We start from the raw sequence: 22,838 nt of genomic DNA, 5'->3' as shown, positions 1-22,838 counted from the left end.
TGTCGGGGCGCGTCAGCCGCGTCCGCGGGTCTCGAAGCGTGGCAGCATGGCCGAGAAATCCCGGCCGCGGCCGTCCTCGTCCTCGACGAAGCGCCGGTAGAGGTCGTGCGCGAGCGCCCCCATCGGCGTGTCGGCATTCGACGCCTCGGCCGCCTGCTGGCTGAGCCCGAGGTCCTTGAGCATCAGTTCCGCGGCGAATCCCGGCGTGTAATCGTTGTCGGAGGGCGAGGTCGGTCCGACGCCGGGCGCCGGGCAATAGGTATTCATCGACCAGGAAGACCCCGAAGAGGTCGAGACCACGTCGAACATCTTCTGACGGTCGAGACCGAGCTTGTCGGCCAGCGCGAAGGCCTCGCAGGTGGCGATCATGGTGACACCGAGGATCATGTTGTTGCAGATCTTGGCCGACTGGCCGGCTCCGGCGGCACCGCAATGCACCGCCTTCTGGCCCATGATGTCAAAAAGCGGTTCCGCCCGGGCGAAGGCCGCCTCCGAGCCGCCGGCCATGAAGGTCAGCGTGCCTGCGGCCGCCCCGCCGATGCCCCCCGAGACCGGTGCGTCCACCACCTCGATCCCGCGTCGGGCAGCATCCTCAGCGACCGCCCTTGCGCTCTCCACGTCCACCGTCGAGCAGTCGACAAGCAGCGCGCCTTCGGACATTGCGGGCAGGATGTCGGCCGCGACATTGCGCAGGATGCCTCCGTTCGGCAGCATCGTGATAACGACCTCTGCCCCGTCCGCCGCCGCAAGTGCACTGTCGGCTTTCGCCACGCCCTCGGGCATGGGCGCCGCCAGGTCGAAACCGGTCACCGCGTGACCCGCCGCGACCAGGTTGCGCGCCATCGGCGCGCCCATGTTGCCCAAGCCGATGAAGCCGATCTTCATGGTGTCTCTCCCCCTCGATGTCGTGTTGCTCGGCGCTCAGCGCCGCGCCAGATCCTCGAGCGCGGGCCGCAGGTTCTCGAGGTCGTAGCCTCCGCCGCGGGCCGCCGCGATGATGTCGTCGACCGGCATCTCGCCCGCCGACCCCAGCGCCCAGGCGATGGTCGAACGCGTGCCGGAGGCGCAATAGGCCAGCACGGGTCCTTCGGACTGCGCCGCCAACGCCTTGTTCCGCGCGATCACGTCGGGCGTCATGGTCTGATGGGTCAGTGGCTGCTGCGCGAAACCCAGCCCGGCGGCCTCCGCCGCCGCGCCGATGGACCCGGCCTGGTGGCTGGGCGGCACCTCGGCATCGGGCCGGTTGCACAGGATCATCGTGATACCGGCGGCGGCGATCTCGGGCATGTCCTCGGCGGAGATCTGCGGGGCGGCGAAGAAGCGGGGCGTGATCTGGCGAATGTCCATGGCGCGAACCGTTACGTCAGCGCCGGGTTTCTGTCCAGACGGTTGCGGACCGGCGGCGCGGTACACATGCCGGCCAGCATCGAGACCAGGAACACAAGCCCGCCCGTGCCGCCGTAGCTCAGCGAGGCGATGGCCGGTCCGGGGCAGAGGCCGACAAGCCCCCAGCCGACGCCAAAAAGCACGGCCCCGACGATCAGCGCGCGGTCGATCTCGCGCCCCGCAGGCCCGGGGAAACGGCCACCGGCGAGCGGTTGCCGGGTGCGCGACAGCATCCAGGCCACGGCCATCGGGATCAGAGCACCGCCCATCACGAAGGCCAGCGTCGGATCCCAGGCGCCGAAGACGTCGAGAAAGCCGCGGGTCTTCTCGGTGTTTGTCATGCCCGAAAGGTGCAGCCCGGCCCCGAAAAGGCCGCCGGCAACGAGTGCGAAAAGAAGGCGCATGGCTCAGACCCCCAGAACGGTACGACCGAATGTGACGGCAAGCACGCCGGCGCCCATGTAGATCAGCGTGGCGATGATGCCGCGTGGCGACAGGCGCGAGATACCGCAGACCCCGTGGCCCGAAGTGCAGCCGTTGCCGATACGGGTGCCGATGCCGACGAGAAGACCGGCGAGAATGATGACCGCCCAGTTGCCGGTGATGTTGGTATCGGCGCCGGTGGGTCCGGCGAGTTGCAGCGCGGCAGGTACGGCGACGAGGGCGGCAAGAAAGGCGAGGCGTTCGAGTGCCGTGTCGCGGGCGCTGCCGTCGACCAGCCCGCCGACGATGCCGCTTGCGCCCATGATGCGGCCGTTGCCGAGCAGGTAGACCGCTCCGGCCAGCCCGATCAGCCCGCCGCCGATCAATCCCCAGATCCAGTCGGTCGGCATCGTCCTGTCCCTTTCGATAACATCTACTTGCGGGCGCATCGCGCCATCCGCTTATTACATATCAATTATTGAATATGTTTCAAGCCCCGGATGCCGGGTCAGCCGAGCGAGATGCCGAGGATGACGAGCATCAGGCCGATCACCGACAAAAGGAGCGCGCCGAGGTTGACCGGCAGCACGCGTTGCAGGAGCGCCTTCATCTCGGCGTCCTCAAGCCCGGCACGCTTGGCGCGGGCGACGCGCAGAATGCACCAGACGATGCCGGCGAGGCCCAGCAGCGACACGGCGGCACCGCCCCAGAGGAGCAGATCGAGGATCGGGGAGGGCGCTTCGGATTCCATGACCCCGGGCTACCGAAAGCGCCCGCCGCTGGCAAGGCGGTGCGCCGCCTCGGGCCGGCGAAGGCGCTTGCAGGGGAAGGGTGGTGGCTGTAGTCAGGCGCGATCCCCCGTGAGCAGACCGCATGAAGGAGCCGACATGAGCGACAGTGCCACCGACGACGTTCTCGAATCGCAGCAGGATGCGACCTATCGAGTCACCTCCAACGAGTTGCGCCAGTTCGTCGAGCGGATCGAACGGCTCGATGCCGAGAAGAAGGACATCGCCGAGCAGCAGAAGGAAGTCATGGCCGAAGCCAAGGCGCGCGGCTACGATACCAAGGTCCTGCGCAAGGTCATCGCGCTGCGCAAGCGTGAGCCGGACGACATCGCCGAAGAAGAGGCGGTTCTCGAGATGTACAAGCAGGCACTGGGCATGTAGGTCCGGCCGTACCGGGCGAGCGTGACGCGCGCGCGGGGCACCAACAGGCGTCAGAAAGGCACATCCGATGCGCATGCGCGACACCTTCCTCAAGCCGATGCACCCTGAAGGCCGCGTCTTCGTGGGCGTCTTCGCCGCCATCACGCTGGTTCTGTTCCTGATCTGGGAACCGCTGGGCTGGATCGGCGTCGGCCTCACGGTCTGGTGCTACTACTTCTTCCGTGACCCCGAGCGGATCAGCCCGATCGGCGATGACCTCGTGATCAGCCCCGCCGACGGCGTCGTGTCGCTGATCGAGCCTGCGGTGCCGCCGGCCGAGCTTGGCCTGCCCGATAAACCTCTGACGCGGGTCAGCGTCTTCATGAACGTCTTCAACTGTCACGTGAACCGCGCTCCGGTGCAGGGTACGGTCAGTGCGGTCGCCTATCGCCCGGGCAAGTTCTTCAACGCCTCGCTCGACAAGGCCAGCGAAGACAACGAACGCAATTCCGTCGCCATCGAGATCGCCGACGGGCGCCAGATCGCCGTGGTCCAGATCGCCGGGCTGGTGGCGCGGCGTATCGTCTGCTGGGTGGAAGAGGGGCATTTCCTCGAGGCCGGCGAGCGGTTCGGGCTGATCCGCTTCGGATCGCGGCTCGACGTCTACCTGCCGGAAGGGGTCGAGCCCCGGGTGCGCATCGGCCAGACCATGGTCGCCGGCGAGACGGTGATCGCGCGGCTCGACGAGGGCTGAGGCGATGGCCCGGCGCGACATTCCGCTGACCAACATCCTGCCGAACCTGATGACGGTGACGGCGATCTGCGCCGGGTTGACGGCGATCCGCTACGGGTTGCAGGGCAACTTCGAGTTCGCGGTGCTGCTGATCCTGCTGGCGGCGATCCTCGACGGTCTCGACGGGCGTCTCGCGCGGCTGCTCGACAGCGACAGCGCGGTGGGCGCCGAGCTCGATTCGCTCGCCGACTTTCTCAACTTCGGCGTGGCACCCGGGCTGCTGCTTTACTTCTGGGCGCTCTCCGAAACCCCGCGCCTGGGCTGGATCGCAGTGCTGATCTACGCGGTCTGCTGCGTGCTGCGCCTTGCGCGCTTCAATGTGAGCGCGAAATCCGGCGAGGCCGGCGAGGATGCGTATTTCGTCGGCGTGCCCAGCCCTGCGGGCGCGATGCTGGTCCTGCTGCCGATGTTCGTGTCCTTCGCCTTCGACAGCGCACCGTTTCACGGCCACCTGCTGTCGCTTTACATGGCGATCATCGGCGCGCTGCTGATCAGCAAGGTGCCGACCTGGTCGTTCAAGCGGCTGCACATCCCGCAGGACCGCGTGCGCTACATTCTCGTGGCCTTCGCCTTCGCCGGGGCCGCGGTTCTGACCTATCCCTGGATCACCCTTGTCGTCGGGACTCTGGGCTATGTCGGCGTGGTGATCTGGTCGCTGGTGCGGCGCGGGCGCGGCTGATCCGTCAGGGCAGCAGCAGGCGCAGGCCCGGAATCTCTTCGACCCGCTCCATGTCGGCGTCGTAGAGGTCGGACATCTCGGACACGAGGTCCTGGCTCCAGCCCGGCATGTCGACTTCCTCTTCGAGCGTCTCGGCGATGGCGAAGCGGTCTAGAAAGGCCCGCATCACGCGCCGCTTGCGGCCGTCCGACAGCGCGTCGTGGGTCTTGAGGTAGGCCCGGAACCGCGCCATCCCCTCCGGTGACATGATCGAAGACAGAAGATCGAACGCGCCCACGATCTTCTCGCCCGGTTCAAGCCCGGCCATGTCGCGGATGATCTCGGCCCAGAGCAACGGCGCATCCTCGTTGCACCAGACGGTCATCGGCAGTTCCGGCAGGGCCTCGCGGACACGGTTCAGCATGTCGGACCAGCGCACCTTGCGCGGGTCGACCCCGTCCATGAAATCGGCCAGTTCCTCGCGCGGCGACTGGCCGAAACAGGCCGGCAGAAAGCTCGCCGGGTTGCGCAGCGCCATGTAGAGGTGAACCTCCTCGCCACGGAAGAGGTCCGAGACATGCACCAGCCGCTCCGGCGCGGTCACATACAGCAGCCCGTTGCGCAAGGCGGCGCGCGGCGCGCCGAAAAGGTGCGGATGCGACAAGATCAGCCGCTCGGCGCTTTCGTCGTCGAGAATCGCGTCGAGCAGGATGTCGTGTGCCTCTGTGGCTGCCGGCGCGTCGCGCAGCGCGAACATCGCGTCGCGCAGCAGTTGTCGGTAGCGCCCGGGCCCCGGCACGGCGGTGCCGCGCCGGGCGAAATCCTCCTTGTTGCGCAGCAGGCATTTCATGAGGCGGTCTTCCTCGGTGAAATGCGCGCCGGCGTGCAGTATCAGTTTCATATCTCTCCGGCATCCACCCCGCGATCCCACCGAGGCTAGCGGCAGGTCCGATGCAGCGGAAGTCGAAATGACGCCTCGGCGGCACGCGGAGTCGCGGTGTGCCGCGCCTAGTGGCCGGACCGCGCGGAACGCGGCCGCAAAAGGCCGCGCGCGCCCGCTGGGACCCCTTGCGCAGGCCGGTCCCTGCACATAGAAGGGCGGAAATTTTCGATACCCGTGTCCCGGCCGTCCGGGGCACCCTTGATGCTATGGAGCACTTATGCAGGTCACCGAGACGCTGAACGAAGGTCTGAAACGCGGCTATCTGATCACGCTGTCGGCAGCGGAGCTGGACGCCAAGGTCAACGAGAAGCTCGCCGAAGCGCAGCCCGAGATCCAGATGAAGGGCTTTCGTAAGGGCAAGGTGCCGATGGCGCTGCTGAAAAAGCAGGTCGGCCAGCGCGTGATGGGCGAAGCGATGCAGGAGACCATCGACGGCGCGATGTCGGATCACTTCGAGCAGAGCGGCGACCGCCCGGCCATGCAGCCGCAGGTCAAGATGACCAACGATGACTGGAAGGAAGGCGACGACGTCGAGGTCGAGATGTCCTACGAGGCGCTGCCCGACATCCCCGAGGTCGAGCTTGGCGGCATCGAGATCGAGAAGCTGGTGGTCAAGGCCGAGGATGCCGCGATCGACGAGGCGCTGGGCAACCTTGCCGAGACCGCGCAGGGCTTCAAGTCGCGCAAGAAGGGCTCCAAGGCCAAGGACGGCGACCAGGTCGTGATCGATTTCGTCGGCAAGGTCGACGGCGAGGCCTTCGAAGGTGGTGCCGCCGAGGACTACCCGCTGGTGCTGGGTTCGAACTCGTTCATCCCGGGCTTCGAAGAGCAGCTTGTCGGCGTCAAGGCAGGCGAAGAGAAGTCCGTGACGGTCACCTTCCCCGAGAACTACCAGGCCGAGAACCTCAAGGGCAAGGAAGCGACCTTCGACTGCACCGTCAAGGACGTGAAAGAGCCGGTCGCGGCCGAGATCGACGACGAGCTGGCCAAGAAGTTCGGCGCAGACGACCTCGCCGCGCTCAAGACCCAGATCGCCGAGCGGCTCGAATCCGAATACGCGGGTGCGGCGCGCGCGGTGATGAAGCGCGGCCTGCTAGACAAGCTCGACGAGCTGGTCAGCTTCGACCTGCCGCCGTCGCTGGTCGAGGCCGAGGCCAAGCAGATCGCGCACCAGCTCTGGCACGAGGACAACCCCGAGCACCAGGGCCACGATCATCCCGAGATCGAACCGAGTGACGAGCACAACAAGCTTGCCGAGCGCCGTGTGCGGCTGGGCCTGCTGCTCGCCGAGCTTGGCCAGAAGGCCGAGGTTTCGGTGTCAGACGCCGAAATGACACAGGCGATCATGAGCCAGGCGCGCCAGTATCCGGGGCAGGAGCGCCAGTTCTTCGAGTTCGTGCAGAACAACCAGCAGATGCAGCAGCAGTTGCGCGCGCCGCTCTACGAGGACAAGGTCATCGACCACATCGTCGAACAGGCGAAGGTGTCGGAAAAGACCGTGACCAAGGACGAGCTGCAAAAGGCCGTCGACGCGCTCGACGAAGAGGGCTGAGCCCGAAACGTCTGTCGTCGGCGGTGCGACCGCCTGGCAGGAGGCCGCGCCTCAAGAATTAGAAGCCTGCCGGAGACAATCCGGCAGGCTTTTTCGTGACCTGACCCACGCTTGGACTCGAGGGTCGCCTGTCAGCGGATGATGCCGCAGGCGATCTTGGGGCCGCTCTTGCCGTCCACGTCCTCGCCGACGTGAAGCATCAGAGAGCGTCCGCGGATCTCTTCGAGCGTGAACCGGTCGTGCACGAAGCTGGTGTCGGAGGTTTCGTCCGCTCCGACATGGAACGCCTGCAGATCTCCTACCGGCAGGGCGGATGCATCCGGGTCGGGCATCTCCATCGTCGCCGCGACCATCTTGTGGCCGGCATGCGGATCCGCGTCGGTCTGGTCCATGTTGTCGGCCATGGTGGCCGCTTCGGTGTCCGAGGCGTCGTCTGCCTCGACCGCGGTGTCCTGCGCCGGCATCACGTGACCTGCGTGGTGTCCTTCACCCATCTCGTGACCGTAATGTGCACCGGCCAGGCCACCCGGCGTGCCATCTGCGGCGGGGTTGCAGTTGGCATATTCATGCACATGCGCGGCATATGGCCCTTCCGGCAGGCCGGAGATCGCGGCCGTGAAGCTGACACCCTCCGACCCGTGCGCGACGTGGATCGAACCTGCGGGCGTGCCCGCGTGGCCAGTGTCGATGCGCTGCAGCACGACCTCCACCGATGCCGCGGGCGCGACCTCGATATAGCGGCTGCGGGCGTTCGCGACGTTGTGGTCGTAGTTCGGCCCACCAAGCGCGCGCAGCAGGTGCTCCCGCGCGGCATCCGTGTCGCCCTGCGCCTGGTGGGCGACGCCCAGATGGTAGTGGATCGTCACGTCGTCGGGTTCCGCCGCCGCCGCGCGGGTCAGCAGGTCCATCCCCGCGTCCATTTCACCCTGCCGCACCATGGTCCAGCCAAGGATGTCCTGGTTGATCGCCTCGTCCGGTGCCATCGCATGTGCGCTTTCGATCAGCTTCCGCGCCGTCGCGAGATCCTCGTCGATATCGGCCCGCGCGAGCGCACCGAGCGACAGACCGGCCATGTGCGAAGGGTTGTCGACGAGCGCCGCGTCGAACCGCGGGATCGCATCCTCTGGCCTGCCGTCTGACAGGTACATCAGGCCCAGTTCCGTCTTTAGGTCGGGATCCGTCGGGTTGGCGGCGATCGCCCGTTCGAGCAGAGCCTCGACCTCGTCATGACCGCCATCGCCGTGTCCGGTCGATCCGACATAGGTGCCGTGTCCGTGGACCACGCCGGCCAGGGTGAGCCAGGTTTTCGGCTGCTGCGGGTCGAGTTCGAGCGATCGTTCCAGCGCGCTCTGGCCTTCCGCCTTGTCGCCGGAAGCCGCGGCGATGATCCCGTGCATGCGATGGGCCTCGGCATTGTCGGGAAAATCCGACGCGATGCGCCGGGCCTCGTCGAGCGCCGCTTCGGTCTGAGCGGTCTTGCCGAGGATTTCGACCGCCAGCATCCGGGTCTCGAAACGATCCGGGGACCGATCGGCGATCTCGCCTGCGCGCGCGGCGGCGCCGGCCGGATCGCCGGCGGCGATGTCCTGCAGCAGCGACTCGCGCAGGTAGTCGATCTCGTGACCCTCCGGCGCCTGCGCGGCGAGCCCGGACCAGACGATCGCCGCCTCCTTGTGCCGGCCGGCTGCGGCAAGGGTCAGGGCGCGGTCCGGCAAAAGCTGCGCCGCAAGCTCGGGATGTTTGGCGCTGGTCTCGTCGAGCAGAGCCAGCGACGCGGCGACGTTCCCTTCGAGCCGCAGGAGCCGGGCGTGGGTGAGGGCGACGCGGGGGTCGTTCGGGTCGACCATCCCCTGGAGCTTCTGGAAAGCGTTCCGGGCCGCCGCGCTGTCCTCGGCGACCATCGCGGCATCGAGATAGCGTCCGAACAACTCGACCTTGGCGGTCGGCGCCAGGGCGAGGTCAGGGTTGTCGACCGCCGGACGCAGCAGCTCCAGCGCATCCCGGTGGCGATGCAGGCGCAGGTAGAGTTCCGCGAGATCGAAATGCGCCTGATTGACCGTGCCCGAGGGCATCCCGAAGGCCCGCAAAGCGCGTTGGGAATGGCGCAAAGCCTGCGGCAGGTCGTTCTCCGCCACCGCGATCTGGGCCATGTGCCTCAGCGCAAGCGGGTTGTCCGGATCAAGCTGCAGCACCGCCTCGAACTCCTTGCGTGCGAGGTCCTGGCGTCCGTCGATGGCAAGCGCGGCGCCGAGCTTCGCGCGCATCCACGCGTTTGCGGGATCAAGCGCAAGGCCCTTGCGGAAGGCGACCACGGCGCGTCCGGGGTCGTCCTTTCGCAGCAATTCGACGCCTGCAAGATCGAAGGCTGCCGGGTCGCGCGGGAACCGGTCGATGTAGTTCTGCAAGGCAAGTCCGGCGCGCTCGTCGTCGGCGCTCATCAGTCGCGCCACCTCGGCCAGGGCGGCAGTGTCGCCGTCCGCCGGGGCCAGTAGGCCGGGCAGGATCATCCAGCCGTAATCGTTCTCGAAATAGCCTTCGCCGATATCGTTGCTGACCGAGCGGGCGCCGACGGTCTGCGGCAGGCCGGCCAGTGCCGTCAGCAACAGAACCGGCATGGTGAACTTGCGGGTCATACTGGTACGCATGGGAACTCCGTTTCTCGAAATATCCTGAGAGTAAAATGCAATCGTGTCGTATCAAAGAACAAGGGCGGGCCGAAAACGGCCCGCCCGGTCATGAGAGGCGCAGGTTCCTGGCCGGTCAGGAGCGACGGCGCCGCCGCAGGAGACCCAGTCCGCCGAGCGCGGTCGTCATCAGGACGAACCCGGCCGGAAGCGGAATCACACCCGGCGGTGGTGTCCCACCTTTCGTCAGGTTGATCGTGATCGTACCCTGGTCGGTCAGGGCGCCGTCCGAACCCTGGATCGTGGCGATGTACGTGCCGGCCGCAAAGCCGGTCGAATCCCACATGAAATTGCCGGTGGTGGCCATGTTCGCTGCGGGGGTGCCGGGGTTGAAGCTCGATCCCGGGATCGCACCGCCCGGACCGTTGAAGCTGAGGAAGGTCAGCGTCACCGGATCACCGTTCGGATCGGTCCCGAGGATGTTCTCGTTGATCATGTCGCCGACCGTCGCGTTGACGACCACGTCGGCTACGTCGGGCACCTGGTTGCTTCCGGCGGCCACGGCATCGAACAGCCAGTCGAACTGGACCGAAGCCGTCTGTCTGCCACCATCGGTCGCGATGATCTGTCCGTAGAAGGCCACGTCCGCACCCGGGTTCCCAGCCGTTGGGTTCTCGGGATATCCCGCGGTATCGGTGGCCGGGATCGTGATCTGGCCGGTGTTGCTGATCGAGAACCCCGGAGCCTGGCTCGAGATGCCGACCGGCGTGTAGCTGTCGTTGTAGCTCAGCGTCGCGCCGTCGGGCGAGGTTGCGTCGAGATTGTCCGAGTAGGCGGAGCCGCGGACCACGTTGGGCTGGATGTTCTGGATGTCGAACTGCACCGGCTTCGTGGCGCTCGAGCCGTCCCAGAAGATCGTCGAGGTGGTGCCCATGTTGGCGTTGGCGGCATTCGAAATTCCGCCGGCGCGGCAGCAGCTCGACCAAGAGATCGTATAGAGACCCGCGCCGAAGTTCGACACGTCGGTCGAGGCCGTCTCGTCGACCCGGGTAAAGCGGCTGTCGGCCGTGTTCACCGTGTCTGGCCCCATGTTCAGGCCGAATGTCGCCCCGCCGGGCACCGTGATCGACACGCTGTTGACCGCGTCCACGAAGGTGGTGCGCCAGAAGGACGTCGCTTCGATGGTAAGGTTTCCGGACGAATCGACGGATGGTATCAACACCGACCCGCGATTGTGGCTGGCATCCGCTGCCCCCGCGAGAAGCAGCGCAGCCGAAGCCGCGATTGCAAATAAACGCATCAAATTACCTCCAAATGTCGTCGAGGCCAAAGCCTCACTCTTTGTCAATCAATTGGGAAAATCGCCCCAACTGCCGTAAGGTTAAGATTGCGGCAAGATTGTGTCAAATTTTATGACGGAATTGGAACATAAACACACGTATATTGCGGATTCCAAAGCCTCTGCACAGTCTCGAGTTGCTTGCGAGCGCGCCATGCAACCCTGAGATGTTTTCGACATTCGAATCGACGGCTGCGCCGCAACGGTGCGGCGGGATGGCGCCGCACCGTCAATTCTCACGCTGTCCCGGTCGTGGCCGAGGCTGCAGCGGCCCGGCGGTTCGGCCACCCGGCGACGACCCGAACCGGGCGTGTCAGGAGGCCTTCGCGGCCCTCAGACCGGTTTCGACCAGCATCCCGCGCCGTTTCGCCTCGTAATAGTAGCCGCGGGCGTACCACTGGATCGCCGTGGCGTGGTTGCCGTCCGACAGCATCCATGCGCCCTTGAGGTACTTCAGCGCGTATTTGAGGTTGGTTTCCGCATCGAGTAGGTCGCGCGGCTGGCCCTGGAACCCCATCGAGCGCGCGGTGGCCGGCAGGATCTGCAACAACCCGTAATAGGGTCCGTTGCGCGCGGCAGGGTTGTGGGTGCTTTCCCGGATGGCCAGGCGGTGCACCAGCGACGGGGGCAATTCGTAGACCTCGGCATACTCGTTGATGAGCGCCCGAAGCTCCGGTGTCTCATTGGGATAGAGCGGCGGTTCGACCCGCACCTTTTCTTTCGGGGCAGGGGTGCAAGCCCCGATCACAGTGATGACGGCCAGCGCAATGGCCACGGGACGAAGGTGAGCACGCATGGGTTTTCACGGATGCTGTTGATGACGCGCGCACCCTAGCAATGCGGGGTTATGTTACAACCCAGAGGTCGCTTGGCCTCGTTGGGCGTCGGCAAGCTCCTGCCCAAGCGGGGCGCGAATCGGCCGGGTTTCGGCGGGAATCTGCTGCCCGTCCGGTATGGAGCGGAAGGTCCGGTGCGGACAAAGAAAAAGAGCGCCGCGCAGGGGGCGCGGCGCTCTTCTGTCGTGAGTCGCAGGTCGGTTCAGGACCGGGCGTCTTCGCCCTGCTCGGGCTGATCGCCTTCGGAGCTGTCGCCCGATCCTTCGACGGTCTCGACCAGATCCGAATCCTCGGAGGTCGCGGCGCCGATGTCGTCGAACAATTCGGAGATCTCGAACTCGGCGGCGGCCTCTTCCTCGGCGGCCAGTTCCTGGATCGACTTGCCCGCGGCCTGGAGTTCGGCCTCTTCGGACGAGCGCGCGACGTTCAGCGTGATCGTCGCGTCGACCTCGGGGTGCAGAACCACGGTCACCGTGTGCAGGCCGAGTTCCTTGATCGGCTCGAGCATCACCTGCTTGCGGTCGATCGAAAAGCCCGCTTCGGTCGCCGCGTCGGCGGCGTCGCGCGTGGTGACGGAGCCATAGAGCGAGCCAGCGTCGGAGGCCGAGCGAATCACGATGAACTGCTGCCCGTCGAGACGATCGGCCAGCGACTGCGCCTCTTTCCGGGTTTCCAGGTTGCGCGCTTCGAGCTGCGCCTTCTGGGCTTCGAACTGGGCGATGTTGGCGTCGGAGGCCGACAGCGCCTTGCCCTGCGGCAGCAGGAAGTTGCGGGCATAGCCGGGCTTGACGCTGACGACGTCGCCCATCTGGCCGAGCTTGGCCACGCGTTCGAGAAGAATGACTTGCATGGGTCTACTCCTTACTTCACGGCGTAGGGCAGCAGGGCGAGGAAGCGCGCGCGCTTGATGGCGCGGGCCAGTTCACGCTGCTTCTTGGCCGAGACGGCGGTGATGCGCGACGGCACGATCTTGCCGCGCTCGGAAATGTAGCGCTGCAGCAGGCGGGTGTCCTTGTAGTCTATCTTCGGCGCGTTGTCGCCGGAGAACGGGCAGACCTTGCGGCGGCGGAAAAACGGTTTTGCGGCCATGGGTTATGTCCTCTTTCTCAAGCTTTCGATCAACGGCGGTCGCGGCGGTCGCCACGCTCGTCGCGCTTTTGCATCTGAACCGACGGCAGCTCTTCATGCGCATCGACCTTGATGGTCAGCACACGCATCACGTCGTCGTGCAGGCGCATCAGGCGCTCCATCTCCTGCACGGCTGGCGCCGGAGCGTCCGAGCGCAGGAAGGCATAATGGCCCTTGCGGTTCTTGTTGATCTTGTAGGCCATCGTCTTGACGCCCCAGTACTCGTGATCCACGAGATTGCCGCCGTTGTCGGACAGCACGGTGCCAAAATGTTCGATCAGCCCTTCGGCTTGCGTGCTGGACAGGTCCTGGCGCGCGATCATGACATGCTCATAGAGTGGCATGCGTACTCCTCATTTCTGTCAGGGCGCATTTCATAGGTGGGACCGTCGCCTTCTGCGGTCCCGCCACGAGAGACTGCGCGGTAAGGTGATGTGCAGAAGGAAGCGCCCATATACACGGTTTCGGCGTCGGCGCAAGGGCAGGGACGCAGCCCGGCGCAAGGCCCGCCCTGTGCGCTGTCGCGCAAGTGGTGTTGGGACGCGCGGAATTGAGCCGGCACACGTTTCCGCCAATTCATCTCTCAGTGCAACCAACCGGAGACCGGACCATGAAAGCCTTCCTGCTTGCCGCCCTGATGGGCTCGACCGCGACCGCGGCCTTCGCCGAGGCGGAAACCTACCTGATCGACCCCGGACACAGTCAGGCGGTGATCTCGTACAACCACGCCGGCTTTTCCACCACGCAGGCGCTGCTGTCGGGCTGGGAAGGCGAGATTTCCTTCGATGCTGAAGCGCCCGAAAATTCGAGCGTGACCGCAACGATCCCGGCCGAGCGGCTTTACACCGGCTGGCAGGCGCGCGACGAGCATTTCCTGCAATCGGGCGACTTCTTTGATCTCGAGGCGAACCCTACCGTGTCCTTCACCTCGACCGGGATCGAGGTGACCGGCGAGAATACCGCGCAGATCACCGGCGACCTGACGCTGAACGGCGTGACCAAGCCCGTGGTGCTCGATGCCGTGCTCAACAGCACCACCGACGCCTATCCCTTCCCGCCGAACGAGGGCAAGAAGGCGATGGGTATCGACGCGTCCACGACGGTGGTGCGCAGCGAATACAACCTCGGTCTTTTTGCGCCTTTCGTCGGAGACGAGCTTTCTGTCGAGATTTCCATCGAGGCGGTGGCCCAGGACGGCTGATCGCCTTCACGGCAACTGCGAGACCCTCGCCGGCAGAGGCTGCCGGCGGGGTTATTCATTGCCCGCCGCGCCGCGCCGTGAGGGCGACCGATACCGCGACCGGAAACTTGAGCGATTTCTCGTCCGGCAGGCTGTCGCCGACGCCGTAGTCGCGCCGGTCGAGCGTAAGGTTGCCCTGCATCTCGGCCACGTCGTCGATGATCTCCAGCGAGAAGGCCAGCACCGCCGGAGCGGCGACATCCTTTATGGTGAGATCGCCGCGCGCCTCGAAGCCGTCGTCGGCACGGAAGATGTCGGCATCGAAAGTCGCGGTCGGGTAGCCGGACGCGTCGAGATAGTCGGCCCCGAGCGCCTGTTGCGTCACCGAGCCCAGCGTGAGCGACCCGACCGATATCGTTGCCAGAACGCCGCCCATGCGCTCTTCGGTGCTGTCGGGGTCGAAGGAGATGTCGGCAGTCCAGTCGGCGAAGCTGCCGCTGACGTCGGACCCAAACTGGTTGACGGTGATGGTGACGCTACCCTCTTCGACCTGCCACTCGGACTGCACCTCGGCCAGGGCCTGCGCAGGTCCGGCGGTGTGTTCTGTTCCATAAAACCCGGCGGCATATCCCGCGCCCAGCACGGCGAGCCAGGCCGCAAGCGCCGTGGCGAGCGGGCCTGCCACGGCGTGGCGCGTGTCGCCCGCGGGGCCGGCAGCGGCACCTGAGGTCATGCGGCGCAAGGTAGCGTCGCGGTCGATGATCGCATGCTTGAGCGCACCGGCCACGTGCAGGCCGATCGCTGCTACCAGCACCCAGGCGGCGAGACCGTGCAGCCCGGCGGTGATCGCAGCGAGCGTTTCGGACTGCGGCACCAGCGGCAGGGATTGCCCGAAGGGCCACAGGATCGGGGCGAAACCGCTGGTGGCGGCGTGATGGACCCAGCCCGACAGCGGCACCAGCACCAGCGATCCGTAAAGCAGCCAATGCACGGTCTCGGCCGCCCAGGTCTCGGCGCGGCGGTCCGGGTGCAGCGGCGCGGGCTTGGGCTGCGCCACGGCCCAGAGGATGCGCGCCACAGCGACAAAAAAGATCGCGACGCCGAGCGTCTTGTGCAGCGAGAACATCGTCGCCTTGAAGGCCAGCGCGTCGGAGGTGTCGTAGGGCAGGTAGTCGGCGTAAAACCCGAGCGGGATCTGCGCGAGGATCAGCAGCGCGGTGAGCCAGTGAAAGGTGCGGGCGACGGACCCGTAGCGGGCGGAGCTGTTGGTGAGCGGCATGAGCTGCATCCTGAATGACCTGTTCGCGCGGAAGGTAACCGCGCCGGCCCCGGGGGCAATCTTCACTGTTGCACAGCTGCTGCGCGGCCACGGCCCGGTATGACCTTTGCGCCGGCGTCCAGGCAGCGGCCGTTGCGCCACGCGACGGCTTTGGATAAGCCGGTTCAACGGAACGAAACGAGGGAGCTCACCATGAGCATTGCCTATGTCTTCCCGGGACAAGGGGCGCAGACCATCGGTATGGGGCAGGCGCTGGCCGAGGCCTATCCGGCAGCCAAAGCGATCTTCGACGAGGTCGATGACGCGTTGGGAGAGAAGCTGAGCAAGCTGGTCTGGGACGGGGACATCGAAACGCTGACGCTGACCGAGAACGCGCAGCCGGCGCTGATGGCGACATCGCTTGCGGCGCTGAAGGCGCTTGAGGCCGAAGGCTTCGGCATAGAGGGCGCATCCTTCGTCGCCGGTCACAGCCTGGGCGAATACTCGGCGTTGGCGGCTGCGGAAAGTCTCAGCATCGCGGACACGGCGCGGCTGCTGCGGATCCGCGGCAAGGCGATGCAGACGGCGGTGCCGGTTGGCGAAGGCGCCATGGCCGCGATCTTGGGGCTGGCGTTCGAGCAGGTGGCTGCGGTCGCGCAGAACGCGGCACAGGGGCAGATCTGCCAGCTCGCCAACGAGAACGATCCATCGCAGATGGTGGTCTCGGGCAGCAAGGCCGCGGTCGAGCGGGCGGTGGATCTGGCCAAGGAGGCCGGGGCCAAGCGGGCGTTGATGCTGCCGGTCTCGGCCCCGTTTCACTGCACGCTGATGGTGCCTGCGGCGGCGAAGATGGCCGCTGCGCTTGATGCCGTCGAGATCAAGGCGCCGAAGGTGCCGCTGGTGTCGAACGTACTGGCCGCGGGCGTCAGCGATCCGGGTCTGATCCGCTCGCTGCTGGTGGACCAGGTGACGGGCCGGGTGCGCTGGCGCACCAGCGTGCAGTGGATGGCGGCCCAGGGCGTGACCGAGACCTGGGAGATCGGGGCCGGCAAGGCCCTGTCGGGCATGATCCGGCGCATCGAGAAAGAGGTGACGGTGCGCAATATCGGCACACCGGACGACATTGCCGCAATCAAGGCGGGCTGAGGAGACACGGGACATGTTTGATCTGACGGGAAAGACGGCCCTGATAACCGGGGCGTCGGGTGGCATCGGCGCGGACATCGCGCGGGCCCTGCACGAAGCCGGGGCCACGGTCGGGCTTTCGGGAACGCGGACAGAGCCGCTCGAGGCGCTGGCCGGAGAACTGGGAGACCGGGCGCATGTGCTGCCGTGCAACCTCTCGGACCCCGAGGCGGTCGATGCCCTGCCCAAGCAGGCGATCGAGGCGATGGGTGCGGTCGACATCCTGGTCAACAACGCCGGCATCACCCGCGACAACGTGTTCATGCGGATGTCGGACGACGAGTGGAGTGCGGTGCTGGCGGTGAACCTGACCGCGACCTTCAAGCTCTGCAAAGGCGTGATGCGGACGATGATGAAGAACCGTTGGGGCCGGATCGTGAACATCTCGTCCGTGGTAGGTGCGACCGGCAACCCGGGGCAGGCCAACTACGCCGCCTCGAAGGCCGGGATGGTCGGCATGACCAAGAGCCTTGCCTACGAGGTCGCGAGCCGCGGCATCACGGTGAACGCGGTTGCGCCGGGGTTCATCGCAACGGCGATGACTGACAAGCTGACCGACGACCAGAAGACTGGAATCATGGAACAAATTCCAGCCGGGCGCATGGGCGAGCCGACCGAAATCGCCGCCGCGGTGCTCTATCTCGCCAGCCAGGAAGCCGCCTACGTGACTGGCACGACCTTGCACGTGAACGGCGGCATGGCCATGTTGTGAGCGGCGCCCTCAAAGCGTTTGCCATCCGTTTCGCTTGTGCTAAAGGGAGCGGAGATTTCAACCGGCGTTGAGCAATCGGCGTCCGAAACCCCGGGGGGAGGCGTGGCAGGGCCGCGCGACGTCAGGGACAGAGCCGCCCCCTTTGGGGCAAACACCAGGCGACCCCGAACGAACCGGGGCGCGGGGGAAAACCGAAAGGGGTCCGGTGCGGCCCAAGGAATGAGGACTGATTATGAGCGACATCGCAGACCGCGTGAAGAAGATCGTTGTGGAACACCTCGGCGTGGAAGAAGACAAGGTGACCGAAAACGCGTCGTTCATCGATGACCTGGGCGCGGACAGCCTCGACACGGTCGAGCTAGTGATGGCGTTCGAAGAGGAATTCGGCATCGAGATTCCGGACGACGCGGCCGAGACGATCCAGACCTTCGGCGACGCGGTCAAGTTCATCTCCGAAGCCAGTTGAGCCGGCTCGCGCGTCGGCACGGCCGGCGCACACGAATGCAGCGGCGTCCTTCCTGTTCGGAAGGGCGCCGTTTTTTCTGCCACGCCCCAACTCGAAGTTGAAGCCGGGGCTTGAAAACGCCGCGCGGCCTGCGCAATCCTCCGTGCCAGAGGGCGAAAAGCCCCGTCGGTTCGAGAGGCAGTTTCATGTCGCGTGTGATTCCCACGATCAATACGTCCCGCCTGACGCTGCGCGGGATGCGGCCAGAGGATTTCGGGCGCTACGCCGAGATCTGGTCCATGCCGGAAGTCGTTCATTTTATTGATAAATCGCCCTGGCCGCGCAGCAAGGCCTGGGCCGCGTTCCTGCGCAACGCAGGTCACTGGCAGATTACCGGATTCGGTCAGTGGGCGGTGCAGGAGCATCGCACGAGCCAGATGTCCGGTCAGGTCGGGTTCTTTTACGGCAAGCGCGATCTCGGCGAGGACTTCGACGACTTTCCGGAGGCGGGCTGGGTGCTGGTGCCCGACGCGCAGGGGCTGGGTCTGGGGTTCGAGGCCGCCAAGGCCGCGCATGACTGGTTCGACCGGGTGGTGACGGGGCGGCTTGTCTGCATGGTGGCGCCGGACAACGGCACCTCGCTGAATCTTGCCGAGCGGCTGGGCTACATCCATCTGCGCGATGCCGAGTACGACGGCACGTCCGTCCGCCTCTTCGAGCGCAGGAGTCCGCCGCAGTAGGCAGGGTTCCGACGGCAGGCGGCGCGCGGTCTTGAACAAAAGACCCGCGGCGCTGTATGAGCAGGAAACGGAATTCGAAGGGGCATGGCGATGCGCAGAGTAGTTGTAACGGGCCTTGGTCTGGTCACGCCGCTGGCGGACGGGGTCGACGACAGCTGGTCGCGGATCCTCGAGGGCAAATCGGGCGCGGGCATGATCACGCGCTTCGATGCGAGCCAACTGGCCACGCAATACGCCTGCGAGGTGCCGATGGGAGACGGGTCCGACGGCAGCTTCCATGCGGATGCGTATATGGAGCCGAAGGAACAGCGCAAGGTCGACACCTTTATCCTGTTCGGCATGGCGGCGGCGCAGCAGGCGGTCGAGGATGCCGGCTGGATGCCGACCGAGCGCGAGGACCAGGAGCGGACGGGTGTGCTGATCGGCTCAGGCATCGGTGGTCTGAACTCGATTGCCAATACCGCGGTGATGATGAAGGAGAAGGGACCGCGCCGCGTGTCGCCGTTCTTCGTGCCGGGCGCCCTGATCAACCTGATCTCGGGTCAGGTGTCGATCCGCTACGGGTTCCGCGGGCCGAACCATTCCGTTGTCACGGCCTGTTCAACGGGGGCGCATGCGATCGGGGACGCGATGCGGCTGATCAAGTACGGTGATGCGGACGTGATGGTCGCAGGCGGCGCCGAGGCGGCGATCTGCGAGATCGGGATTGCCGGGTTCAATGCCTGCAAGGCGCTGTCGACCAAACGCGGCAACGAGCCGGAAAAGGCGTCGCGCCCCTATGACATCGACCGCGACGGTTTCGTCATGGGTGAGGGCGCGGGCATCGTGGTGCTCGAGGAATACGAACACGCCAAAGCGCGGGGCGCGAAGATCTATTGCGAGGTGCTGGGCTACGGGCTGTCGGGCGATGCCTATCACATCACGGCGCCCGCCGAGGACGGCGACGGCATGGAACGCGTGATGAAGAACGCGCTGAAGAGTGCCGGGCTCGAGCCGTTGGCGGTCGACTACATCAACGCGCACGGCACATCGACCATGGCGGACGTGATCGAACTGGCCGCAGTAGAACGGCTGATGGGCGAACACGCGAGCAATGTCACCATGTCCTCGACGAAGTCGGCCACCGGGCATCTGCTGGGGGCAGCGGGGGCAATCGAGGCGATCTTTTCGATCCTCGCGATCCGCGACCAGGTCGCACCGCCGACGATCAACCTCGATACCCCCGCGGTCGAGACCGCCATCGACCTCGCACCCAACGCCAAGCGCGCGCGCAAGGTGGACGTGGCGCTGTCGAACTCGTTCGGCTTCGGCGGCACCAACGCGAGCGTGATCTTCGGAAAGGCAAGCTGATGTGGCGCAACATCGCCTCGAACGCGGTCACTTTCCTGATCGTGGGGCTGTTCCTTTTCGGCGGCGTGATCCTGTGGGGGCGCGCGCAATACACCGGCCCCGGTCCCCTGGCCGACGCGATGTGCGTTCAGGTCGAGCGCGGCTCCAACTTCCGACGCCTCAGCGCGCAGCTGGCGGATGAGGGCGCGATCTCGTCCGCGGCGATCATGCGGATGGGGGCGGATTACGCCGAGAAGTCCGACGAGCTGAAGGCCGGCAGCTACCTTGTCGAGCCGCAGGCCTCGATGCAGAAGATCGTCGACGTGGTGACGCGCGGCGGCGCGAGCACCTGCGGGACCGAAGTGGTCTACCGGGTCGGCATCAACCGTATGAACGTCGAAGTGCGCGAGCTTGACCCGACGACGAACCGTTTCGAGGAGCGCGCGGATTTCGTGCCGGCCGAGGAAGAAACCCCGGCGGTTTACTCCGAGAAGCGTGAACTGCCCGACACGCGGTACCGGATCGCGCTCGCCGAGGGGGTGACGAGCTGGCAGGTGGTGGAAAGCCTCAAGGCAATCGATGCGCTCGAAGGAGACGTCGCCGAGTTGCCGCCCGAGGGCTCGCTGGCACCCAACAGCTACGAGGTGAGCCCGGGCGACGATCGGGCCGAGCTGATCGCGAAGATGCAATCGGCGCAGGAGGTGCTGGTGGCCGAGGCCTGGCAGAACCGCGGGGATGATCTGCCGGTCGGGTCGCCGGAGGAACTGGTGATCCTGGCCTCGATCATCGAGAAGGAAACCGGGGTGCCGGAAGAACGCGGGCAGGTGGCGTCGGTCTTCGTCAACCGCCTGCGCGAAGGGATGCGGCTGCAGACCGACCCAACGGTGATCTACGGGGTGACGAAGGGACAGGGCGTGCTGGGACGGGGTTTGCGCCAGAGCGAGCTGCGCAAGGCGACGCCGTGGAACACATATGTGATCCAGGGTCTGCCACCGACGCCGATCGCCAATCCGGGGCGCGAGAGCCTCGCCGCGGCGGCCCAGCCGCAGGACACCGATTTCTTGTTCTTCGTGGCCGATGGCACAGGCGGGCACGCGTTTGCAAAGACGCTCGAAGAGCACAATGCGAACGTGGCCGAATGGCGCAAGATCGAGGCGGAACAGGCCGAGCAAACCTCGAGCAACTGAGGTTTGACCGCCGAGAAAACGGCGTGACGGCTCAGATTTTGAAAGGTTCGGGATCGTAAAAGGTTAACGATACCGTACGGTTGTCGGGAAGAGTTCATCCGGATTTTCTTGACATTGCGTACGGTGTCGCGTATAAGTTGTGACATGCTAGAGGAAGTGGGCGAGCGGCCCCGGGGTGACCCGGAGGCCGCTTTTTCTTTTCTCTTGTGCGGGGGGGGCATCGCGCATGAGAGGTGACCTGAATGACCATCATTACCCCGGACGTGGCGGCGGCGGACACCGAAGACCTGCTGAACTCGGTGTTCGACTCCGTTCGCGACCTCAGACGAGAATTGCAGGACCTGAAGCAACGGGTTCGCACGGGGAAAGACCTCGACAAGACGGGCGACGGCAAGACGCTGGCTTCGGCCATCGGACTGCTCGAGACCTGCCAGAAAGTGGAGAACCGACTTGCAGAATGCCGCAACAAATCGCGTGGGATCGTCCAGGGCGACTACGCCCTCGATCTCGACAAGGCGCGGGCTGACATCGCAGGCAAGCTGGATCGCATCCGCGCCGCAAGCGATCCAGGACAAGTTCCTGGATGAACTCGACGAGGGAGAGCTTCTGGCTCTCCCTTTTCTTTTCGAGTTCTGGGCGATGCCGCATCAGCTGCCGCCCGAGGGCGACTGGCGGAGCTGGCTGATCATGGGCGGTCGCGGTGCGGGCAAGACACGGGCCGGCGCGGAATGGGTGCGTGCGCAGGTCGAGGGAGCCAAACCGCTCGATGCCGGGCGGGCCAGGCGTGTGGCGCTGGTCGGCGAGACGATCGACCAGGTGCGCGAGGTGATGATCTTCGGAGACAGCGGGATCCTGGCCTGTTCGCCGCCTGATCGCAGGCCGGCCTGGGAGGCCGGGCGCAAGCGGCTGGTCTGGCCAAACGGCGCCGTGGCGACGGTGCATTCGGCGCATGACCCCGAAGGTCTGCGCGGGCCGCAGTTCGACGCCGCCTGGGTCGACGAGATGGCGAAATGGAAGAAGGCGCAGGAGGCTTGGGACATGCTGCAGTTCGCATTGCGGCTGGGTGAGGCGCCACAGGTTTGCGTCACGACGACACCGCGCAACGTGGGCGTCCTGAAACAGGTTCTGAAGGCACCGTCGACGGTGGTCACGCACGCGCCGACAGAAGCCAACGCGGCCAACCTCGCGGCATCTTTCCTTGCGGAAGTGCGGGCGCGCTATGCGGGCACGCGCCTCGGTCGGCAGGAACTGGACGGGGTGCTGCTGGAGGACGCGGAGGGCGCGCTTTGGACCTCTGCCGGGCTGGAGGCGATTACGGCGGAGGCGGCGCCCGAGCTTGACCGCATCGTTGTGGGGCTCGATCCGGCGACGACCGGGGGTGGCCGGGCGGACGAATGCGGGATCGTGGTGGCGGGATGCCGGATGCGCGGCCCGGTTCAGGACTGGCGGGCCTGGGTGCTGGCCGACTGCACGGTGCGCGGCGCGTCGCCAGCGGAATGGGCGCGGGCTGCGATCCGGGCGATGGAACAATACGGGGCTGACAGGCTGGTGGCGGAAGTGAACCAGGGCGGCCAGATGGTGGGCGAGGTGGTGCGGCAGGTCGATCCGCTGGTGCCGTTCAAGGCGGTTCATGCAAGCCGGGGCAAGGTGGCGCGAGCGGAACCGGTGGCGGCGCTCTACGAGCAGGGGCGGGTCAGCCATCTGCGCGGGCTCGGAACGCTGGAAGACCAGATGTGCCGGATGACGACCACCGGCTACGAAGGCGATGGGTCGCCCGACCGGGTCGATGCGCTGGTCTGGGCGTTGCACGAGCTGATGATCGAACCGGCGGCCAAGTGGCGCGCGCCCCGCGTACGGTCGCTTTAACGGCGCTTAACGCGGTTAGACTAGGGTTCTCGCAAGCCTATTCAGGCGGCGACGCATCAGGCGTCCCGCGGTTCGACCCGAGACGATCCCCAGACAGGGCGGCGGC

General features: G+C 66.0%; 25 protein-coding genes and 1 pseudogene. 13 read left to right on the top strand and 13 right to left on the bottom strand.

The window, feature by feature from the left end:
• Nucleotides 1–12: 12 nt before the first annotated feature.
• The 5 genes from mmsB to R5H30_RS02530 form a co-directional block, all read right to left on the bottom strand.
• Nucleotides 13–885: a 3-hydroxyisobutyrate dehydrogenase gene (gene mmsB, locus R5H30_RS02550; RefSeq protein WP_318326419.1), complete on the bottom strand. Its 873-nt coding sequence runs from the start codon at nucleotides 883–885 to the stop codon at nucleotides 13–15.
• 36 nt (nucleotides 886–921) lie between these two features.
• Nucleotides 922–1,347, bottom strand: coding sequence for a protein tyrosine phosphatase family protein (locus R5H30_RS02545; RefSeq protein ID WP_318326417.1), 426 nt, complete (start codon nucleotides 1,345–1,347; stop codon nucleotides 922–924).
• A gap of 11 nt (nucleotides 1,348–1,358) precedes the next feature.
• Nucleotides 1,359–1,790 carry a DUF6691 family protein gene (locus R5H30_RS02540; protein WP_318326416.1) on the bottom strand — a complete coding sequence of 144 codons (432 nt, stop codon included), beginning with the start codon at nucleotides 1,788–1,790 and terminating at the stop codon, nucleotides 1,359–1,361.
• 3 nt (nucleotides 1,791–1,793) lie between these two features.
• Entirely contained in the window at nucleotides 1,794–2,219 is a 426-nt protein-coding gene (locus tag R5H30_RS02535; RefSeq protein ID WP_318326415.1) for a YeeE/YedE family protein, read from the bottom strand.
• A gap of 98 nt (nucleotides 2,220–2,317) precedes the next feature.
• Nucleotides 2,318–2,560: a hypothetical protein gene (locus tag R5H30_RS02530; RefSeq protein ID WP_318326414.1), complete on the bottom strand. Its 243-nt coding sequence runs from the start codon at nucleotides 2,558–2,560 to the stop codon at nucleotides 2,318–2,320.
• Between the two features lie 136 nt (nucleotides 2,561–2,696).
• Between R5H30_RS02530 and R5H30_RS02525 the strand changes: the two genes are divergently transcribed.
• The 3 genes and pseudogenes from R5H30_RS02525 to pssA all read left to right on the top strand — a co-directional run bounded on the left by R5H30_RS02525 (nucleotide 2,697) and on the right by pssA (nucleotide 4,429).
• A complete protein-coding gene (locus tag R5H30_RS02525) occupies nucleotides 2,697–2,978 on the top strand; it encodes a DUF2312 domain-containing protein (protein WP_318326413.1) in 282 nt (93 codons plus the stop codon).
• Between the two features lie 64 nt (nucleotides 2,979–3,042).
• Nucleotides 3,043–3,711: pseudogene (locus R5H30_RS02520) on the top strand (phosphatidylserine decarboxylase); the annotation flags it as partial.
• Between the two features lie 4 nt (nucleotides 3,712–3,715).
• A complete protein-coding gene (gene pssA, locus R5H30_RS02515; RefSeq protein ID WP_318326412.1) occupies nucleotides 3,716–4,429 on the top strand; it encodes a CDP-diacylglycerol--serine O-phosphatidyltransferase in 714 nt (237 codons plus the stop codon).
• Between the two features lie 4 nt (nucleotides 4,430–4,433).
• Here the strand turns inward: pssA and R5H30_RS02510 are convergent, their stop codons facing one another.
• Nucleotides 4,434–5,309 (bottom strand): hypothetical protein, encoded by an 876-nt coding sequence (locus R5H30_RS02510; RefSeq protein ID WP_318326410.1) that lies wholly within the window; start codon nucleotides 5,307–5,309, stop codon nucleotides 4,434–4,436.
• Between the two features lie 259 nt (nucleotides 5,310–5,568).
• Here R5H30_RS02510 and tig point away from each other — a divergent pair, with 259 nt between their 5' ends.
• The gene (gene tig / locus R5H30_RS02505) at nucleotides 5,569–6,903 is read left to right on the top strand and encodes a trigger factor (protein ID WP_318326409.1); all 1,335 of its coding nucleotides are present in this window, start codon (nucleotides 5,569–5,571) and stop codon (nucleotides 6,901–6,903) included.
• Nucleotides 6,904–7,034: 131 nt separating this feature from the next.
• Here tig and R5H30_RS02500 read toward each other — a convergent pair whose 3' ends face one another.
• The 6 genes from R5H30_RS02500 to rpsF form a co-directional block, all read right to left on the bottom strand.
• Nucleotides 7,035–9,548 (bottom strand): tetratricopeptide repeat protein, encoded by a 2,514-nt coding sequence (locus R5H30_RS02500; RefSeq protein ID WP_318326408.1) that lies wholly within the window; start codon nucleotides 9,546–9,548, stop codon nucleotides 7,035–7,037.
• A 115-nt stretch (nucleotides 9,549–9,663) separates the two neighbouring features.
• Complete coding sequence (locus R5H30_RS02495; RefSeq protein WP_318326407.1) at nucleotides 9,664–10,827, bottom strand: VPLPA-CTERM sorting domain-containing protein; 1,164 nt, start codon at nucleotides 10,825–10,827, stop codon at nucleotides 9,664–9,666.
• A 352-nt stretch (nucleotides 10,828–11,179) separates the two neighbouring features.
• On the bottom strand, nucleotides 11,180–11,662 hold the full coding sequence (locus tag R5H30_RS02490; RefSeq protein WP_318326406.1) for a transglycosylase SLT domain-containing protein: 483 nt from the start codon (nucleotides 11,660–11,662) through the stop codon (nucleotides 11,180–11,182).
• A 242-nt stretch (nucleotides 11,663–11,904) separates the two neighbouring features.
• Nucleotides 11,905–12,552 (bottom strand): 50S ribosomal protein L9, encoded by a 648-nt coding sequence (gene rplI / locus R5H30_RS02485; protein WP_318326404.1) that lies wholly within the window; start codon nucleotides 12,550–12,552, stop codon nucleotides 11,905–11,907.
• Nucleotides 12,553–12,563: 11 nt separating this feature from the next.
• Entirely contained in the window at nucleotides 12,564–12,791 is a 228-nt protein-coding gene (gene rpsR, locus R5H30_RS02480) for a 30S ribosomal protein S18 (RefSeq protein WP_005982441.1), read from the bottom strand.
• Nucleotides 12,792–12,820: 29 nt separating this feature from the next.
• A complete protein-coding gene (gene rpsF / locus R5H30_RS02475; protein ID WP_318326402.1) occupies nucleotides 12,821–13,174 on the bottom strand; it encodes a 30S ribosomal protein S6 in 354 nt (117 codons plus the stop codon).
• 266 nt (nucleotides 13,175–13,440) lie between these two features.
• On the opposite strand from rpsF, the gene R5H30_RS02470 reads away from it, so the two are divergent.
• Nucleotides 13,441–14,031, top strand: a complete 591-nt coding sequence (locus R5H30_RS02470; protein ID WP_318326401.1) for a YceI family protein — start codon at nucleotides 13,441–13,443, stop codon at nucleotides 14,029–14,031.
• Between the two features lie 55 nt (nucleotides 14,032–14,086).
• Here R5H30_RS02470 and R5H30_RS02465 read toward each other — a convergent pair whose 3' ends face one another.
• Nucleotides 14,087–15,289, bottom strand: coding sequence for a cytochrome b/b6 domain-containing protein (locus R5H30_RS02465; protein ID WP_318326400.1), 1,203 nt, complete (start codon nucleotides 15,287–15,289; stop codon nucleotides 14,087–14,089).
• A 192-nt stretch (nucleotides 15,290–15,481) separates the two neighbouring features.
• Between R5H30_RS02465 and fabD the strand changes: the two genes are divergently transcribed.
• The 8 genes from fabD to R5H30_RS02425 all read left to right on the top strand — a co-directional run bounded on the left by fabD (nucleotide 15,482) and on the right by R5H30_RS02425 (nucleotide 22,732).
• On the top strand, nucleotides 15,482–16,414 hold the full coding sequence (gene fabD / locus R5H30_RS02460) for an ACP S-malonyltransferase (RefSeq protein WP_318326399.1): 933 nt from the start codon (nucleotides 15,482–15,484) through the stop codon (nucleotides 16,412–16,414).
• A 13-nt stretch (nucleotides 16,415–16,427) separates the two neighbouring features.
• Nucleotides 16,428–17,165, top strand: coding sequence for a 3-oxoacyl-[acyl-carrier-protein] reductase (fabG, locus tag R5H30_RS02455; RefSeq protein ID WP_318326397.1), 738 nt, complete (start codon nucleotides 16,428–16,430; stop codon nucleotides 17,163–17,165).
• A 232-nt stretch (nucleotides 17,166–17,397) separates the two neighbouring features.
• Nucleotides 17,398–17,631, top strand: coding sequence for an acyl carrier protein (locus R5H30_RS02450; protein WP_135505123.1), 234 nt, complete (start codon nucleotides 17,398–17,400; stop codon nucleotides 17,629–17,631).
• A 185-nt stretch (nucleotides 17,632–17,816) separates the two neighbouring features.
• The gene (locus R5H30_RS02445) at nucleotides 17,817–18,350 is read left to right on the top strand and encodes a GNAT family N-acetyltransferase (protein WP_318326396.1); all 534 of its coding nucleotides are present in this window, start codon (nucleotides 17,817–17,819) and stop codon (nucleotides 18,348–18,350) included.
• 90 nt (nucleotides 18,351–18,440) lie between these two features.
• Nucleotides 18,441–19,700, top strand: a complete 1,260-nt coding sequence (gene fabF / locus R5H30_RS02440) for a beta-ketoacyl-ACP synthase II (RefSeq protein ID WP_318326395.1) — start codon at nucleotides 18,441–18,443, stop codon at nucleotides 19,698–19,700.
• Nucleotides 19,700–20,866: an endolytic transglycosylase MltG gene (mltG, locus tag R5H30_RS02435; RefSeq protein ID WP_318326394.1), complete on the top strand. Its 1,167-nt coding sequence runs from the start codon at nucleotides 19,700–19,702 to the stop codon at nucleotides 20,864–20,866. The genes fabF and mltG overlap by 1 nt, the downstream gene beginning before the upstream one ends.
• A 242-nt stretch (nucleotides 20,867–21,108) precedes the next feature.
• A complete protein-coding gene (locus tag R5H30_RS02430; RefSeq protein WP_318326393.1) occupies nucleotides 21,109–21,453 on the top strand; it encodes a hypothetical protein in 345 nt (114 codons plus the stop codon).
• Nucleotides 21,389–22,732 (top strand): terminase large subunit domain-containing protein, encoded by a 1,344-nt coding sequence (locus R5H30_RS02425; RefSeq protein WP_507028648.1) that lies wholly within the window; start codon nucleotides 21,389–21,391, stop codon nucleotides 22,730–22,732. Before R5H30_RS02430 ends, R5H30_RS02425 begins: the two co-directional genes overlap by 65 nt.
• The last annotated feature ends 106 nt before the right edge of the window (nucleotides 22,733–22,838 follow it).

This window comes from Roseobacter sp. FCG-D35, assembly GCF_033436665.1.
GTDB lineage: Bacteria > Pseudomonadota > Alphaproteobacteria > Rhodobacterales > Rhodobacteraceae > JAWQFO01.
This window is presented reverse-complemented; position numbering and strand designations above follow the sequence as displayed.

Bases quoted from the DNA above. Each gene is read 5' to 3' on its own strand.
- mmsB (WP_318326419.1), bottom strand. From the start codon at position 885: ATGAAGATCGGCTTCATCGGCTTGGGCAACATGGGCGCGCCGATGGCG.
- R5H30_RS02545 (WP_318326417.1), bottom strand. From the start codon at position 1,347: ATGGACATTCGCCAGATCACGCCCCGCTTCTTCGCCGCCCCGCAGATC.
- R5H30_RS02540 (WP_318326416.1), bottom strand. From the start codon at position 1,790: ATGCGCCTTCTTTTCGCACTCGTTGCCGGCGGCCTTTTCGGGGCCGGG.
- R5H30_RS02535 (WP_318326415.1), bottom strand. From the start codon at position 2,219: ATGCCGACCGACTGGATCTGGGGATTGATCGGCGGCGGGCTGATCGGG.
- R5H30_RS02530 (WP_318326414.1), bottom strand. From the start codon at position 2,560: ATGGAATCCGAAGCGCCCTCCCCGATCCTCGATCTGCTCCTCTGGGGC.
- R5H30_RS02525 (WP_318326413.1), top strand. From the start codon at position 2,697: ATGAGCGACAGTGCCACCGACGACGTTCTCGAATCGCAGCAGGATGCG.
- pssA (WP_318326412.1), top strand. From the start codon at position 3,716: ATGGCCCGGCGCGACATTCCGCTGACCAACATCCTGCCGAACCTGATG.
- R5H30_RS02510 (WP_318326410.1), bottom strand. From the start codon at position 5,309: ATGAAACTGATACTGCACGCCGGCGCGCATTTCACCGAGGAAGACCGC.
- tig (WP_318326409.1), top strand. From the start codon at position 5,569: ATGCAGGTCACCGAGACGCTGAACGAAGGTCTGAAACGCGGCTATCTG.
- R5H30_RS02500 (WP_318326408.1), bottom strand. From the start codon at position 9,548: ATGCGTACCAGTATGACCCGCAAGTTCACCATGCCGGTTCTGTTGCTG.
- R5H30_RS02495 (WP_318326407.1), bottom strand. From the start codon at position 10,827: ATGCGTTTATTTGCAATCGCGGCTTCGGCTGCGCTGCTTCTCGCGGGG.
- R5H30_RS02490 (WP_318326406.1), bottom strand. From the start codon at position 11,662: ATGCGTGCTCACCTTCGTCCCGTGGCCATTGCGCTGGCCGTCATCACT.
- rplI (WP_318326404.1), bottom strand. From the start codon at position 12,552: ATGCAAGTCATTCTTCTCGAACGCGTGGCCAAGCTCGGCCAGATGGGC.
- rpsR (WP_005982441.1), bottom strand. From the start codon at position 12,791: ATGGCCGCAAAACCGTTTTTCCGCCGCCGCAAGGTCTGCCCGTTCTCC.
- rpsF (WP_318326402.1), bottom strand. From the start codon at position 13,174: ATGCCACTCTATGAGCATGTCATGATCGCGCGCCAGGACCTGTCCAGC.
- R5H30_RS02470 (WP_318326401.1), top strand. From the start codon at position 13,441: ATGAAAGCCTTCCTGCTTGCCGCCCTGATGGGCTCGACCGCGACCGCG.
- R5H30_RS02465 (WP_318326400.1), bottom strand. From the start codon at position 15,289: ATGCCGCTCACCAACAGCTCCGCCCGCTACGGGTCCGTCGCCCGCACC.
- fabD (WP_318326399.1), top strand. From the start codon at position 15,482: ATGAGCATTGCCTATGTCTTCCCGGGACAAGGGGCGCAGACCATCGGT.
- fabG (WP_318326397.1), top strand. From the start codon at position 16,428: ATGTTTGATCTGACGGGAAAGACGGCCCTGATAACCGGGGCGTCGGGT.
- R5H30_RS02450 (WP_135505123.1), top strand. From the start codon at position 17,398: ATGAGCGACATCGCAGACCGCGTGAAGAAGATCGTTGTGGAACACCTC.
- R5H30_RS02445 (WP_318326396.1), top strand. From the start codon at position 17,817: ATGTCGCGTGTGATTCCCACGATCAATACGTCCCGCCTGACGCTGCGC.
- fabF (WP_318326395.1), top strand. From the start codon at position 18,441: ATGCGCAGAGTAGTTGTAACGGGCCTTGGTCTGGTCACGCCGCTGGCG.
- mltG (WP_318326394.1), top strand. From the start codon at position 19,700: ATGTGGCGCAACATCGCCTCGAACGCGGTCACTTTCCTGATCGTGGGG.
- R5H30_RS02430 (WP_318326393.1), top strand. From the start codon at position 21,109: ATGACCATCATTACCCCGGACGTGGCGGCGGCGGACACCGAAGACCTG.